The organism is Bacillus sp. BB51/4, from assembly GCF_008368845.1.
Taxonomy (GTDB): Bacteria; Bacillota; Bacilli; order Bacillales; family Bacillaceae_G; genus Bacillus_A; species Bacillus_A wiedmannii.
Genome location: NZ_QOSC01000012.1, coordinates 152,572 through 166,975 on the forward strand (window position 1 = coordinate 152,572; position 14,404 = coordinate 166,975).

General features: G+C 33.1%; 19 protein-coding genes and 1 pseudogene. 13 read left to right on the forward strand and 7 right to left on the reverse strand.

Features of this window, described 5'->3' with window-relative positions; genetic code table 11:
* Positions 1 to 129 precede the first annotated feature (129 nt).
* Positions 130 to 1,497 (forward strand): lytic polysaccharide monooxygenase, encoded by a 1,368-nt coding sequence (locus tag DN392_RS15465; RefSeq protein ID WP_048566256.1) that lies wholly within the window; start codon positions 130 to 132, stop codon positions 1,495 to 1,497.
* A gap of 302 nt (positions 1,498 to 1,799) precedes the next feature.
* Here the strand turns inward: DN392_RS15465 and DN392_RS15470 are convergent, their stop codons facing one another.
* The gene (locus DN392_RS15470; protein ID WP_064057134.1) at positions 1,800 to 2,264 is read right to left on the reverse strand and encodes a hypothetical protein; all 465 of its coding nucleotides are present in this window, start codon (positions 2,262 to 2,264) and stop codon (positions 1,800 to 1,802) included.
* A gap of 703 nt (positions 2,265 to 2,967) precedes the next feature.
* Here DN392_RS15470 and DN392_RS31365 point away from each other — a divergent pair.
* Positions 2,968 to 3,569 (forward strand): annotated as a pseudogene (locus DN392_RS31365) (DUF6944 family repetitive protein).
* Between the two features lie 179 nt (positions 3,570 to 3,748).
* Here the strand turns inward: DN392_RS31365 and DN392_RS15490 are convergent.
* The 3 genes from DN392_RS15490 to DN392_RS15500 all read right to left on the reverse strand — a co-directional run bounded on the left by DN392_RS15490 (position 3,749) and on the right by DN392_RS15500 (position 5,277).
* Positions 3,749 to 4,183 carry a GNAT family N-acetyltransferase gene (locus DN392_RS15490; RefSeq protein WP_048566258.1) on the reverse strand — a complete coding sequence of 145 codons (435 nt, stop codon included), beginning with the start codon at positions 4,181 to 4,183 and terminating at the stop codon, positions 3,749 to 3,751.
* A 106-nt stretch (positions 4,184 to 4,289) separates the two neighbouring features.
* Entirely contained in the window at positions 4,290 to 4,955 is a 666-nt protein-coding gene (gene rpiA / locus DN392_RS15495; RefSeq protein WP_048566259.1) for a ribose 5-phosphate isomerase A, read from the reverse strand.
* Between the two features lies 1 nt (position 4,956).
* A complete protein-coding gene (locus tag DN392_RS15500) occupies positions 4,957 to 5,277 on the reverse strand; it encodes a 2Fe-2S iron-sulfur cluster-binding protein (RefSeq protein ID WP_001125375.1) in 321 nt (106 codons plus the stop codon).
* A gap of 143 nt (positions 5,278 to 5,420) precedes the next feature.
* Between DN392_RS15500 and DN392_RS15505 the strand changes: the two genes are divergently transcribed.
* Both DN392_RS15505 and clpP read left to right on the forward strand, forming a co-directional pair.
* Complete coding sequence (locus tag DN392_RS15505; RefSeq protein ID WP_000337525.1) at positions 5,421 to 6,107, forward strand: RNA polymerase subunit sigma-70; 687 nt, start codon at positions 5,421 to 5,423, stop codon at positions 6,105 to 6,107.
* Between the two features lie 21 nt (positions 6,108 to 6,128).
* Positions 6,129 to 6,710, forward strand: coding sequence for an ATP-dependent Clp endopeptidase proteolytic subunit ClpP (gene clpP / locus DN392_RS15510; RefSeq protein ID WP_000991621.1), 582 nt, complete (start codon positions 6,129 to 6,131; stop codon positions 6,708 to 6,710).
* A gap of 46 nt (positions 6,711 to 6,756) precedes the next feature.
* On the opposite strand, the gene DN392_RS15515 is transcribed toward clpP, so the two are convergent.
* Positions 6,757 to 7,614 carry a glycine betaine ABC transporter substrate-binding protein gene (locus DN392_RS15515; protein WP_088321422.1) on the reverse strand — a complete coding sequence of 286 codons (858 nt, stop codon included), beginning with the start codon at positions 7,612 to 7,614 and terminating at the stop codon, positions 6,757 to 6,759.
* Between the two features lie 171 nt (positions 7,615 to 7,785).
* On the opposite strand from DN392_RS15515, the gene DN392_RS15520 reads away from it, so the two are divergent.
* Together DN392_RS15520 and DN392_RS15525 are read left to right on the forward strand one after the other, a co-directional pair.
* The gene (locus tag DN392_RS15520; protein ID WP_000370613.1) at positions 7,786 to 8,991 is read left to right on the forward strand and encodes a quaternary amine ABC transporter ATP-binding protein; all 1,206 of its coding nucleotides are present in this window, start codon (positions 7,786 to 7,788) and stop codon (positions 8,989 to 8,991) included.
* A complete protein-coding gene (locus tag DN392_RS15525; RefSeq protein ID WP_088321421.1) occupies positions 8,984 to 9,820 on the forward strand; it encodes an ABC transporter permease in 837 nt (278 codons plus the stop codon). Before DN392_RS15520 ends, DN392_RS15525 begins: the two co-directional genes overlap by 8 nt.
* Positions 9,821 to 9,868: 48 nt before the next feature.
* On the opposite strand, the gene DN392_RS15530 is transcribed toward DN392_RS15525, so the two are convergent.
* Complete coding sequence (locus DN392_RS15530; RefSeq protein ID WP_000553344.1) at positions 9,869 to 10,105, reverse strand: hypothetical protein; 237 nt, start codon at positions 10,103 to 10,105, stop codon at positions 9,869 to 9,871.
* 217 nt (positions 10,106 to 10,322) lie between these two features.
* Here DN392_RS15530 and DN392_RS15535 point away from each other — a divergent pair, with 217 nt between their 5' ends.
* The 7 genes from DN392_RS15535 (at position 10,323) to DN392_RS15570 (ending at position 13,836) form a co-directional block, all read left to right on the forward strand.
* Complete coding sequence (locus DN392_RS15535; RefSeq protein ID WP_000508408.1) at positions 10,323 to 10,490, forward strand: glycine zipper domain-containing protein; 168 nt, start codon at positions 10,323 to 10,325, stop codon at positions 10,488 to 10,490.
* Between the two features lie 112 nt (positions 10,491 to 10,602).
* Entirely contained in the window at positions 10,603 to 11,427 is an 825-nt protein-coding gene (locus tag DN392_RS15540) for a PP2C family serine/threonine-protein phosphatase (protein WP_081257752.1), read from the forward strand.
* A gap of 68 nt (positions 11,428 to 11,495) precedes the next feature.
* Positions 11,496 to 11,819: a DUF4181 domain-containing protein gene (locus tag DN392_RS15545; RefSeq protein ID WP_071742437.1), complete on the forward strand. Its 324-nt coding sequence runs from the start codon at positions 11,496 to 11,498 to the stop codon at positions 11,817 to 11,819.
* Between the two features lie 27 nt (positions 11,820 to 11,846).
* Positions 11,847 to 12,287 carry an NUDIX domain-containing protein gene (locus tag DN392_RS15550; RefSeq protein WP_088321420.1) on the forward strand — a complete coding sequence of 147 codons (441 nt, stop codon included), beginning with the start codon at positions 11,847 to 11,849 and terminating at the stop codon, positions 12,285 to 12,287.
* 19 nt (positions 12,288 to 12,306) lie between these two features.
* Positions 12,307 to 12,690 carry a DUF4181 domain-containing protein gene (locus DN392_RS15555; protein ID WP_088321419.1) on the forward strand — a complete coding sequence of 128 codons (384 nt, stop codon included), beginning with the start codon at positions 12,307 to 12,309 and terminating at the stop codon, positions 12,688 to 12,690.
* Positions 12,691 to 12,819: 129 nt separating this feature from the next.
* Positions 12,820 to 13,200 carry a DUF4181 domain-containing protein gene (locus DN392_RS15565; RefSeq protein WP_000267362.1) on the forward strand — a complete coding sequence of 127 codons (381 nt, stop codon included), beginning with the start codon at positions 12,820 to 12,822 and terminating at the stop codon, positions 13,198 to 13,200.
* Between the two features lie 39 nt (positions 13,201 to 13,239).
* Positions 13,240 to 13,836: a uridine kinase family protein gene (locus tag DN392_RS15570; protein ID WP_064449439.1), complete on the forward strand. Its 597-nt coding sequence runs from the start codon at positions 13,240 to 13,242 to the stop codon at positions 13,834 to 13,836.
* Between the two features lie 26 nt (positions 13,837 to 13,862).
* On the opposite strand, the gene DN392_RS15575 is transcribed toward DN392_RS15570, so the two are convergent.
* Complete coding sequence (locus DN392_RS15575; RefSeq protein WP_064057138.1) at positions 13,863 to 14,381, reverse strand: GrpB family protein; 519 nt, start codon at positions 14,379 to 14,381, stop codon at positions 13,863 to 13,865.
* Positions 14,382 to 14,404: the final 23 nt, after the last annotated feature.

Consider the following 14,404-nt stretch of genomic DNA (forward strand, 5'->3'; position numbering starts at 1 on the left):
AAACGAAATATATTCTCACTATGGTGTATGAATAAATAACACATACATCGATACAAGATTGTCTCTTGTTATTCTTTTACATCGAAGCCCACATTACACTACAAAGTATAACAAGAAGGGGACAGGAACATGAATAATCGATTTTTAAAACAACTACAAAACATGAAAATGAACAAAAAAAGTCTAGGAGCTGTTGCATTAACAGCCGGAATTATTGGCACGACACTTATTCCTCAAAACGCATACGCACACGGTTTTGTTGAAAAGCCTGGTAGTCGATCTGCTTTATGTAGTCCAACTTATGGTGCACTAAATGTAAACTGCGGAAGTGTTATGTATGAACCACAAAGTTTGGAAGCTCCAAAAGGGTTCCCGCAAGCTGGCCCAGTTGATGGCCAAATCGCTTCTGCAGGTGGTAAATTTGGTGGTGTTTTAGATCAACAAATAGCTGATCGTTGGTTTAAAAATATAATCACAGGCGGGGAAAATACTTTTACTTGGAAATATACAGCGCCTCACTTAACGAGCAAATGGCATTACTATATTACAAAAAAAGGATGGAATCCAAATAAAGCGCTCACAAGAGCAGATTTTGAACCAATTGGAACTGTACTACATGATGGTTCTGCAGCCTCAAATCATTTAACTCACAAAATCAATGTACCTACTGATCGAAGTGGATATCATGTGATTTTAGCAGTATGGGATGTAGCTGATACAGCAAATGCATTCTATAATGTAATTGATATTAATCTTATCAATGATGTGAAACCAGATATAGAAGCTCCAAGTACTCCAAATGGAATTCAGACACAAAACGTAACAGCGAATAGTATAGAACTAACGTGGAACGCTTCTACGGATAATGTAGGGGTAAAAGGGTATCAAATCTTCCGTAACGGAGAGATGATTGATACAGTACCAGGAACTCATTTTATTGATAAAAAATTACAACCAAGTACAAAATACTCTTATACTGTAAAAGCTATTGACGCAGCTGGAAATGTCTCGAAAGAAAGTGCAATGCTTACAGTAAAAACAACAGTTGAGGCTCCTGATACAGAAGCACCAACACAACCAAAAGGATTACATAGTATGGGAACGACAGCGTCAAGCGTAGATTTAATGTGGAGTCCATCTGACGATAATATTGGTGTAGACCATTACGATATTTATAGAGAAACAGAAGGATTAATGAAAAAGATTGCAACATCTAATACGACTGCTTATATGGATAAAAATTTACTCTCTAATACGACTTATAAATATGTAGTGAAAGCTGTTGATGTAGCTGGAAATGAATCTGTACAGAGTGATATATTCACAATTACTACAAAAACTGAAAGCGCTTCATATGAAGGTTGGGATGCAAAGAAAGCATATGAAAAGGGAGATAGAGTTCTACACGAAGGAAAAGTATATGAAGCAGTCCAGAGCTATCAAGGAAATGGGGATCCAAACTGGATTTATGCCTTATCATTATGGAAAACAGTGTAAGCTTTACCTAGGTATGAACTAAGAGATAATGGGCTTTGATGCAAAAAGAAATCTTGAGAATTCACTTTTCTGTTTATAAAAAAGACGACGTTGAATACGTCGTCTTTTTTTCTAAATTTTACTTTCCTTCATTAAATGATGATAAGTCCCGTAATTAAACTAAAGTGTTATTTTCATAAAATAACGGGGAGGGAGAGATTTAAAGAAAAATCATAGTGTATGATTCTAAAATGTTTTTGAAAATGTATGGGCGAAATAAAAAGAACCCTGTATAAAACGGTTTCTTTTGCTGCGTTCATCTATTAATTACAATCTTGATAATATTCATCACACGAATCCTTATTATCGTTACAGCAAATACAAAATGTTTTTTGCACAAATAAACTAACTATACTAGTAGGACCTTCCTGTTTGGTAAAAGTAAGACTTTGAAAATCTTCAACTTGAAATATTTTTGTTTGAACAGGTTGTAATGTTGCAGTAATTGGGCGGCTAGATTTTCTTGTTAGAATAGTTACTTGAACGGGTGCACTCATCCCGACAACGAATAACTGAATTAATGTTTTATTATGATTGTTTGTGAAATCCTCAAATACAGTTTGTGGCGCGGTGGTTTCAAGGAAAACAGATAAAGGTATATTTCCATTTGCATTTTCTGCAGAACCAGTTATCGTATGAGTTTCAATAAAACAGTTATTTTTTTGATCGTTCGAATGCGATTGATTTTTATAATATTTTTTACCATCTTTATAAAAATAATTAGCCATAAATATTTTGCTCTCCTTTCTTTGGGATATCAATATATATTATTAATTAAAAGGAAAGAGTGCTTGTACAAAAGAATAATATCCGCTTTTGTAAAAAAAGAAATATATTTGAGGATGTTGTAGTTTCTAACTAAAAATAAGCACACATTAAAGTGTGCTCTAGATAAGAAAGGTAAGAATCTTATGAATGGAGAATCTCCATTCAATAACATATGCTTGTCTAATTTTAAGGTGAAAACTTTTTAACAAAAAAGTTATTCGGAAAATTTTCCTGTGATGATACAATTATATTTTTTGATTTTAGATGTTTGGAATTATGAATATCGAGATGAATTTTTAAAAAAATTATAGAAATTTAATTTTATTATAAATAAAGGAGCAGTTAGTCAAGTTTAACTAGCCGATACAGGAGGAGTAATCTAGATACATAGATATTATATTGAGTTATGTATTGTATTCGAGGGGGAATACAGAATGTGTACGTATTGGGAAGCGTATTTAAAGAATTCTTCGAGAAGCAAGAACGAAATAAAAGAGCGATTAGCAAAAGCTAACTGCTCCAAACAGGGATGTCACACTTGATGTATTTATAGTATTAACGAAATATCGAGTTTTATTCAAATGGAGAGAAGTAGGCTATTAACATGGAGATGCATAAATTCATATCCTGTAAGTAGTAAATTAATGACGGGATAGATTGAAAATGGATGATCCGATTAAGGAGATAGTTGGTGCTTGGTTTGTTGCAGTAGGGACAATTATTGCTGCAGTTGGTAGTACACCTTTTAAAAAATTGAATGACGAATTAAGAAGAGATTTAAACATATGGGGGAATGTATTACAGGCAACAGGGAACGGTCTGGAAGCTGATGGACAAGGGGAAATATCTCTTGAAAAAATCGGTAATGAAATCCAATCAATTGGTAATGTAACGGTTTTAACAGGACTCATTATAGAATTTGAAGATAATACACAAAAAAAGTAGTGATTGCAGGGAATTGGATACAAGCATTAGGTGGTATTACAGCAATAGGTGGAGAATTAGAGGATAGTTCCGATATAGATGAATCGTATAACATTGCCGGGAATGTGTTACAAGCGACTGGAAATTCATTACAGGCAATAGGTGGAATTGATGAATTGAAAGCTAGTCGGGATAAAGTGGAGGGAATTTCGGAAGGCAATGAGGAGGATGGACAGATTATAGTAATTACGGGGAGCTGGATTCAAGCAGTTGGTTCTGTAGTTTCATTAATCGGTCAAATAAGAGAAGAAAGACAAGAGATAGTAGATAACAATTCATAGTGAGTTTAATAAAATAATCTTTTTAAAGTGAAAGCAAACAGAATATAGTGCGAATAGAAAACTAGAGAACGCCAATTCATTAAGGTTCTTTTTAGACTATGTATGCTAGGTTCTTTGCTTTCAAGTGAATAAGATACAGAAAGGTAACTATATGAATAAACAATATAGCCACCTTTCTATTATGATAACACTTTCATCATAAGTATATGTGGAATACCATCTTCCATAAATATATCAGAAGAAGTTTCGTAGCCTAATTTCCTATAAAATCCTTCAGCTTGTGTTTGCCCGTGTAATTTCACTTTTGTAGCTTGTTCATTACGAGCAATTTCTTCTAACATTTGAATGATGACTTTACCTAATCCGTATTTACGATAGTCTTTTAAAATACAAATACGTTCTAATTTTCCTGCGCCGTCAATAAATCGTATACGACCTGTACCTACAGGAAGCTCGTTATAATAAACTAAAATATGTTTACATTCCTCACCGATTTCATCGAATGTATCGAATTCATCTTCAAGAGGGACATTTTGTTCTTTTACAAATACTTCTTTTCGAATATGAAAGACAGTTTCTAAATCTGTAAGTTCTGTTATGACTTTGGAGTGCAAATTGTTCAGCCCTTTCTAGTGTGATGTGCTTTTGTTTTCATAGTATATCATAATGATACGCAATAAAGAGAAAATATAAAAAGCTGACTGTAAGAGTCAGCTTTCATTATAATTCCTTTATCCCATTTTTTGTTCCAATAATCGCCTTACTAGTCATATTAACAAACAACCCTGTTTCAACTACACCTGTAATCATTTTTAATTGAGTGTGTAAATTGGCAGGATTAGTTATGTTATGAGGGAATATACAATCAATAATCATGTTATTGTTATCGGTAATAAACGTTTCATTATTTTTTAAACGTAACGTTGTTTGACAACCTAAAGATTGAATTTTCCTTTCGGTTTGTTTCCATGAAAACGGTATAATTTCAACAGGTAATGGGAAAGTACCTAAATGTGTTACAAGTTTCGATTCATCAGCAATAATAATTAGTTCTTTGGAGGAAGTGGCAACAATTTTCTCGCGAAGTAATGCGCCACCACCACCTTTTATAAGCTGTAAATTAGCATCAATTTCATCCGCTCCATCAATTGTAAGATCAAGACTTTGTACGTCGTTTAACGAAATTAGAGAGATATTTAGTTGTTTAGCTAATACTTCCGTTTCTTTTGACGTTGGTACAGCTTGAAATGATAAGCCTTCTTTTACACGCTCACCTAATTTTTGTATCGTCCAATATACAGTAGAACCTGTACCAAGTCCAACTTTCATCCCATCTTTTACAAGGTTAGCAGCATATTCACCAGCGAGCTGTTTGAAATTTAGCATATCATTCTGCTGGACGTGGGCCTGCATCAAGACCTGAATTTTCTACTGTAAGTATAGGACGAACGACTATATCTTTATGTACGTGCATTTGGCATGATAAACGTAAGTGATCTTCAATTCCTTTTTCTGTAATCGCATTTTTTTCATTAGAACTGGCTTCACAAAACTCACCTGCTATAATTTCTACTCTACAAGTTGTGCAGCGTGCTTTCCCACCGCAGCGATGGAGAATGTGTACACCGTTATCTTCGATCGCTAATACTAACTTTGTGCCTTCTTTTACATCAAAAGTTCCCGCACCTTCAATTGTTAATTTTGGCAAATTTGTTCCTCCTCACGTAAAATTGTACATAACATATTTATGACCGCAAATTATTGAACATAAACATAATTTTTTTATATGCCCCGTAACTTTTTTATTTGTTTAATCGTTAATTAAGTAAGCGCTGAAAAGGAGTGGTTATTTTGTGCACAAAAGTAACTCAGATTTTAAAGAATCATATCGATATGAATCATTCAAATATAAACTTTTTAATTGAGCAATATGGAGAATTGAAAAGGTACTGTACATTTTTAACGAAAAACAAATGGGACGGCGAAGATCTTGCCCAAGAAACAGTTTGTAAAGTTCTTCAAAAATATAGTAATAAAGATATTTGTATGACGCTTGTATATAAAATAGCTAGAAATCGTTGGTTAGACCAGATAAAATCAAAATCAGTTTATGAAAAAATAAAGGAACAAATTACTTTTGAAGACCCACAAGAGAACATTGCAGATTTGCATGAAATGGTAGGGAAAGTATTATCGTCATTAAATGTACAACAATCCACAATTTTTTTATTAAAGGATGTTTTTCAATATAGTATCGCTGATATTGCTAAAGTATGTTCCGTATCAGAAGGTGCAGTGAAAGCTTCTTTATTTCGGAGTAGAAATAGACTGAAAACTGTAAGTGAAGAAGGGATTGAGATAGTCGAATTCACAGATGACATAGAAGTTGTAGTAACTTCTATTCGGGAGGAAAAGCCGGAATTATTAACAAAACTTCTTCCTATAATAGATTTTACTAAGTTACCATCTAAACAGCCAGTCTTACAATTTAATGCGAAAAAACCTTCTTCCTACAGTTGTATGCTTTATGCGGCATAACAATTATTGGAGGGATTTAAAATGAATGCAATTCCATATGTAGTAGAACAAACGAAATTAGGAGAACGTTCCTATGATATATATTCAAGGTTATTAAAAGATCGCATTATTATTATCGGTTCAGAAATAAATGATCAAGTAGCGAGTAGTGTTGTAGCTCAATTATTATTTTTAGAAGCGGAAGATGCAGAGAAAGATATTTATTTATACATCAATAGCCCAGGTGGTTCAACAACAGCGGGTTTTGCCATATTAGATACGATGAATCTCATTAAACCAGATGTACAAACGCTATGCATGGGATTTGCAGCATCATTTGGTGCATTGTTATTATTATCAGGTGCAAAAGGAAAACGGTTTGCGCTCCCTAACAGTGAAATTATGATTCATCAGCCACTTGGTGGTGCGCAAGGCCAGGCAACAGAAATTGAAATAACAGCGAAAAGAATACTAAAGTTAAAGCGTGATATTAATAAAATGATTGCAGAAAAAACGGGGCAATCGATTGAAAGAGTAGCACATGATACAGAAAGAGATTATTTTATGACTGCTGAAGAAGCGAAAGAATATGGGATTGTAGATGATGTTGTTACGAAAAAATAAGATAAAAACAGGCTAGAGGATATGCGAACCCTCTAGCCTGTTTTTATTAATCTTTTACCCATTCATCAACTAGCGCTTGATTCTTCTTAATCCATTTTCGCGCCGCTTCTTCGGGATCTTTCGTTTTATTTAACATGACCATTAATGTGCCAAGCTGCTCATCATTCATTTTCCATTTATCAAAGTATTTTATAATATCCGGATGATCTTTTTCGAAACCTTTACGAACAGAGTAATAAATGTCATCTTTTTCACCATATACTTTCTTAGGGTCTTTTAAATATTTTAAGCCAAATTCTGAAAAGCCCCAATGTGGATTCCAAAGCGTAACAGCGATTGGTTTCTTTTTCGTATATGCTTTCTTTAGTTCACTCATCATCGCAGCTTCTGAGGATTGGACAAGTTTTAATTTTATATCATATTCCTTCATCGCTTTATTTGTTAAATTCATAAGACTACTACCGGGTTCGATACCGACAATTTTGTTATCTAGTTCATCTTTATGAGCATTTAAATCCTCAATACTGTTAATGTTTTTCACATAAGAAGGGACGACAAGGCCAAGGCCAGTACCTTCATACCATTTTGATTTTAAGACAATATCATCTTTATAACGAGCATTTAGCGGTTTATCCGTAACGGGTAGCCATACTTCTAAATTAGCATCAACATCACCACGAGCAACGCCAGTCCAAATTGCAGCTTTTTCTAAGTACATGAGCTCAACTTTGTAACCTTTTTGTTCTAATAAAACTTTCCACATGTTTGCCGTTGCAATGTTTTCTTTCCAACTTGTTACACCAAGTTTAATTTTTCCTTTCGAATTTGCATTTGTTGCATTACATGAAGAGAAAATCATAGTAATAAATAATGCAAGGCATATAAGCCATATTTTCTTTTTCATCGAAACCCTCCTAAGAAACGTTTGCCTTTTTAAATAAATGTATAAGTAAGCATTCTTATTATGAACGGAAACGCGAATTTTAAAGAAATCTTATGAATGTCATTTTTATGTAATATTTCTTTGTAAAATCGCAACACTATATGAATAGATGGGTAGAAAAGGAGTAGTGACATGGATAATACAAAGGTGCGTGTTGAAAACGTAACAAAAGTATTTGGGAAACACCCGCAAAGAGCGCTGTCTTTATTAAAAGAAGGAAAAAGCAAATCGGAAATTTTGAAAGAGACAGGAATGAACGTTGGTGTAAAAAAGGCAACCTTTGAAGTATATACTGGAGAGATTTTTGTTATTATGGGTTTGTCTGGTAGCGGGAAATCTACGTTAGTTCGGATGTTAAACCAATTAATTAAACCAACAGCGGGGCATATATACATAGATGGTGAAGATATCGCAACGATGGGAAAAGAAGAGTTACGAAGAGTGAGAAGAACAAAGATGAGCATGGTCTTTCAAAAGTTTGCTTTATTTCCGCACCGTACAGTGATACAAAATGTTGCATACGGGTTAGAGATACAAGGAGTTCCAGTAGAGGAACGGGAGAATAAAGCATTAGAATCGCTACAGTTAGTAGGACTTGATCATCATAAAGATAATTATCCTAGTCAACTTAGTGGCGGTATGCAGCAGCGTGTTGGAATCGCAAGGGCATTAACAAATAATCCAGATGTATTGTTAATGGATGAATCATTTAGTGCTTTAGATCCACTGATTCGCAAAGAAATGCAAGATGAATTGTTAGAGCTACAAGATAAAATGGAGAAAACAATTATATTTATTACGCATGATTTAGATGAAGCGCTTCGAATTGGTGATCGGATTGCGTTAATGAAAGATGGAGAGATTGTTCAAATTGGAACGCCGGAAGAAATTATGATGAGCCCTGCCAATGAATTTGTTGAGAAGTTTGTTGCGGACGTAAATTTAGGAAAAGTAATTATGGCGGAATCTATATTAAAACGACCAGAGACTTTATTAATTGATCGTGGACCGCGTGTAGCACTTCAAATTATGAGGAATGCAGGTGTTTCAACTGTATATGTTGTAAATAAAAAATATGAATTTTTAGGTATATTAACCGCGGATGATGCGAGTAAAGCCGTTCAAAAACAATGGCCAATTGCTGATTTATTACTTAACGATATTCCGCACGTGTATTTAGATACTTTACTGGAAGAAACATATGCAAAAATGGCGGAGATGAAATATCCGTTACCCGTAATTGATGAGAAGAAAAGGCTAAGAGGAATTATTAAACGCGAAAGTGTCATTCAAGCTCTTGCAGGTAACATTGAGGAAGAGGTGAAAGACGATGAATAGTATACCCCGTATTCCATTAGGGGAATGGGTCGACTCATTTGTTGCAAGCTTATATGAGCACCTTGAAGGCTTATTCCGAGGATTCTCTTATATTATCGGTGGATTCGTTGATTTACTCACTAATTTTTTAACAATAATACCAGCCATATTGATGATTATTATCCTTTGTTTCCTCATTTGGTACACAACGAGAAAAGTATCTTTAATTATTTTTACACTGATCGGTTTATTATTTATTTTAAATATTAACTACTGGGCACAGACGATGCAAACATTAGCACTTGTACTTACGTCTGTTATTATTTCAATTATTGGAGGAATCCCAATCGGAATTTTAGCATCTCAAAATGAACGCTTCTCAAAATTTTTAAAACCGACATTAGATTTTATGCAAACAATGCCGGCATTCGTATATCTCATTCCTGCGATTACATTTTTTGGAGTAGGTGTTGTACCTGGGATTATCGCATCAGTAATCTTTGCAATGCCACCGACAATTCGTTTTACTGACTTAGGAATTAGACAAGTTCCAGAAGATTTAATTGAAGCAGCGAATGCGTTTGGCTCTACCGCATCACAAAAATTATTTAAAGTACAATTGCCACTTGCAACTGGAACGATCATGGCTGGTGTGAACCAAAGCATTATGCTTTCTTTATCGATGGTAGTAACAGCATCTCTTGTAGGAGCACCAGGTCTTGGAGTTGATGTATACCGCTCTGTAACACAAGTTAATATCGGAATGGGATTTGAAGCCGGACTAGCTATTGTTGTCATTGCGATTATATTAGACCGCATTACACAAGGATTTCATCAAAAAAGAAGATAAAAGGAAAACACACTTTATTATACAAAGTGTGTTTTTTTGTTCAAAAAATTACATACGAACGATAACAGAACCGCCAGCTGGCGCACAAACTTGGTTTTGTTGTTGTTCCATTGATTTAATTAATTGATTATTTTCTTCGATTAATGAGATTAGTTTCGCTAATTGACTTTCAAGACTTGCGATACGCTGCATCATATATTGTGAATCATGATGCAGTTTATTTCTTACGGGATGGGGGGAATACACATATTGTTGATTTATATTTGGATTCCAGTGAGGATGCATTTAAATCTTTCCTCCTTCAATAAATTACGAAGCTTTCTTATAGTAAATGCCTATGTATAATTAATGGTCACTTGAAATTTTATTATGATAAAAGGATTATGTACAGAAAATGAAAAATATTATATATGAAGTTAAAGTATATTTTGGGGAAATATTCAAGTGAGATAGTGAATATATTAATACATTCAAGTAAGTGTATGTTATTTAGGGAGAAACGATGGGAGGCGATGCAATTTTGACTAAAAATAAAAATAGAAATGATGCAATGGCGATAGGTGTCGGTATAGGGGTTGTAATCGGTGTGTTTCAAGGGTTTTTTACTAATAATTTAGTAATCGGAATTGTAATTGGAATCGTAATTGGGATTGCGTTTTTGAAGAAATAATGAGTTGTAAATTTATTTAAAAAATCGCATCATCAAAAGAATGAATTTTCGGAATATAAATCCTGTTTTTCCTTTTTTTATGATATTATATATGGAAAGGTTGGTGATGGAAATGTATACAACAAATAATAGACAATGTTCATGGGTTGGAAATAAGAAGATGTGTTTAGACGAAGTTTTAATAAAACAATATGGTGACATTGTGCTCGGTACATATGGTGGAAATATAAGCGCCGGAGCAAAAAAGAATGAAGATGGTGCGTTAGTTTGGTCAAATGGTGATTGGGAATTTGCAGCTATTTTAGATGGACATAATAGTGCGGAAAGTGTTGATTTAGTAGTAAATACAATCCAAAAGGAATATGAAAATATAAAAGTAATGATGAATGAATCGATTGATACAGTATTTCGATCTGTTGAAAATCATCTACTTACAATCTTTCAATCCTCTTCATTTAAGGAAAAGTGCCAAAGTATTAAAGGTGAAACAGCTTGCTTAATATGTGTAAGAAAAGAAAATTATATATGGTGGTTGTCTATTGGCGATTGCCTCATTTATGTATTTCATGAAGAGTTACATAAGTTAGGACAATATGCATTAAATCAACGTCATTTTTACGAATGGATTGGAAATGTAAACACTTTTGATTTAACCGTTCCTTGCTATTCAACAGGAATTCGTGAATTACGTGCTGGAAAGAATCGAATTGTCATGGTCACAGATGGGGTATTAGAATGCGGGGAACGTCATTATGAAACACCATTGAATCTGTATAATGATATGAATAGAAATAATATAGAACTTGAAGAAAGTGTTCATCATGTATTAGAGCACGTTCATCATCAATTCGGACGAGATAGTGCGACAATTATTAGTTGGGACGTTGAAAACAAAGAGAATGCTACATATCCGAGTGATCAACCGGATAAAAGGTAAAGGAGGAGACATCACTGCTTTTAGTTAAAGGGATTTTATTAGTATTATGGATCATATTATTAGTTATTTTGGAAAAAGTAGTGAGAAAAAAATTAAATATACCGAAACAAACTGACTGGAATAGTAAATATGTAAACAACGCTCATAAATGGGGCACTAGGGCTCTTATCATTTCTTATATAATTGTAACGATGATATGTGCCACTTTAAATCCTATTTATATTAGTAATTTACCCATTTTATTTTTAATAATTTTATACTGCTTTCAATCATATATGGAGTGGAAATATGATAAAGAATCGAGGGAATATGTCATTTCTTTAGGAACAGTTCCATTATTAATAATAACAGGAATTATGATTAATCTTTTCTTTTATAACTATTGGATTTAATCATATGTGGAATGAATGGGGAGACAAATGAAAAATCCTAAATTACGTGCTGAAGTAATGATTTTAAATGAAGATCATTCTAAAGTGCTTGTTCAATGTGATGAGAATGAATCATTTTACCATTTCCCAGGCGGTTCTATTGAATTTGGTGAAACAACAAAAGAAGCAATAATGCGGGAGTTGATGGAAGAATATGATTTGAAAGTTGATGTTCAAAAGTTAGCAATTGTAAGTGAGCATATTTTTGAGTGGAAGAATGAAAAAGGACATCACTGTACATTGCTACATTGGGGAACTGTTGAAGAGATAATTACCAATGAAATAAGACATAAAGAACATGCGGATATTATATTAATATGGAAAAGCATAGAAGAATTAAAAACGAAGCCAACATATCCTGAAGCGATTGTAAGTTATTTAGAAAAGGATAACCATAAAATAGTCCACTTTATTTCTAAAAATAAATAAAGTAATAGGAGGTGGAGTAATGGGAACTTCTACTTTTTGGATTATAAGTATTATTTTTTGTATAATTGTTTATTTTTTGGATAAGTATTTAAGAAAAAAATTGAATATGCCAAAGAGTGGTTTTTGGGGATATAAAAAACATGTAAATAGTTTACACAAAAAATTAGAAATAGGACTAATGTTTATTTATTTAATAACTAGTTTTATTTTTATCGTTAAATTCGAAAGCGTTAATATTGCTTATGTCATTTTTACTTATTTAGGGGGAATGTTGATATTAAGAGCATTGATGGAATGGAAATTTGATAGAGAATCGAAAGAATATATATTCTCGATGATCGGAGTATTTACATTTGCTGTTATGACTTCAATGCTTTTTTACTTCTCTCCATCTGCCGCATAAAAAAATGATTGTTGGTGGTATAAATAATGAGATAACTTGAAGGGAAGGTAAGTTATTCACCAAAGGATGACTGTCATGTAATCCACTTTATTTTAAATAATGCAACGTAGTAATAGGAGGGGATTGAACATGTGGAATTCTTCTGTTTGGATAATAATTATAGGAATTGCTATAGGCGGATATTTTTTAGAGCAATTTTTAAGAAGAAAGTTGAATATGGAGAAGAGGGGTTTCTTTGGATATAAGTATGTAAATAGCTTGCATGTAAAATTGGAAATTGTATTGTTTATTATTTATTTTGTAAGTAGTATGATTTATGTTAATAGAGATGAAAATGCAAACATAGGGTATGCCTTTTTCATTTTTTTTGCAACGTTATGGACGTTACGTGCATGGATGGAGTGGAAATTTGATAGAGAATCGAAAGAATACATCCTTTCAACAATCGGTTTACTTGCATTTGTAGTTATGATTTCATTGCTACTTTACTTCGATCCGATTTCAGCGTAAAAGTAAGTCTATAGATATAAAACGAGGGGATGAAATAGTTTGGGGTTAAATAAAATATTAGAACAAATTCGAGTGAAGTCTGTAGAGCAATCACTACTAATAATAGGTATTGATGGTTGTGGCGGCGCAGGAAAAAGTACGTTAGCTAATAAAATAAAAAGTAAGTTTTCAACTGTAACAATTGTTCATATGGATGATTTTTATTTACCATCCTCACAAATTATAAATGAACATCCTACGAATAAATCGATTGGTGCAGATTTTGATTGGAAACGCCTTTTACAAGAAGTTTTAGATCCGATTAGCAATGGCATTGAAGGATGTTATAAACGTTACGATTGGGAAACGGATTCTTTAGCAGAAACTCATACTGTCCCTGCAATCGGAATTGTTATTATAGAAGGTGTATATGCAACACGTCAGGAACTGGCGGAGATGTATGATTTGAAAATATGGGTGAATTGTCCTCGTGAAACACGTATAAAAAGAGGGATTGCTAGAGATGGCGAAACAGCACGTGATATGTGGGAAAACAATTGGATGGTTGCTGAAGATATGTATGTAGAAAGTCATAAACCACATGAATTTGCAGATTTTATAATTGATGGTACAAATCAAGAGTTAACTAATAAATAAGAAACCATTGAGTAGTAAATGGTTTCTTATTTAAATTTATCATTTATTTTAGCTAAAATGGATGTAACGAAATTTGTTTTATCCTCTGCATATCGATGTTTATCATTAGGATTAGCTTGTGAAAGTTGAACCTTTAACTGTTCATACTGTATACGAGAAGTTTTGTTGTTTATTAAGTAATCTCTGAATTGTAATTGTTCTATTAAATATGTATTGCCTTGTTCATACATATGAATTTGATGAGTTCGTGGTTCTCCTTTATTAAAATAATATCGTTCAGGCAGTACATCTTTTCTGTATTTATAGTTTAGTAGTTCTAATTTTTTAATACATGTTAAACCATCCGTATAATTTTCTAATTCGATTGCAATATCAATAATTGGCTTTGCACTTAAATGTGGAATAGAGGTACTACCAATATGGTGTATCGCTAAAATATGTTTGCCAATTTGTTCTTCAATGAGTTGTTTTTCTTTCATAAACTCAATTTGCCATTCTTCAGTCCATGGAACTAAAAACACTTTTCCAAACGGTAAACCTAACATTTGATTAGCACCTCTTTCAAAAT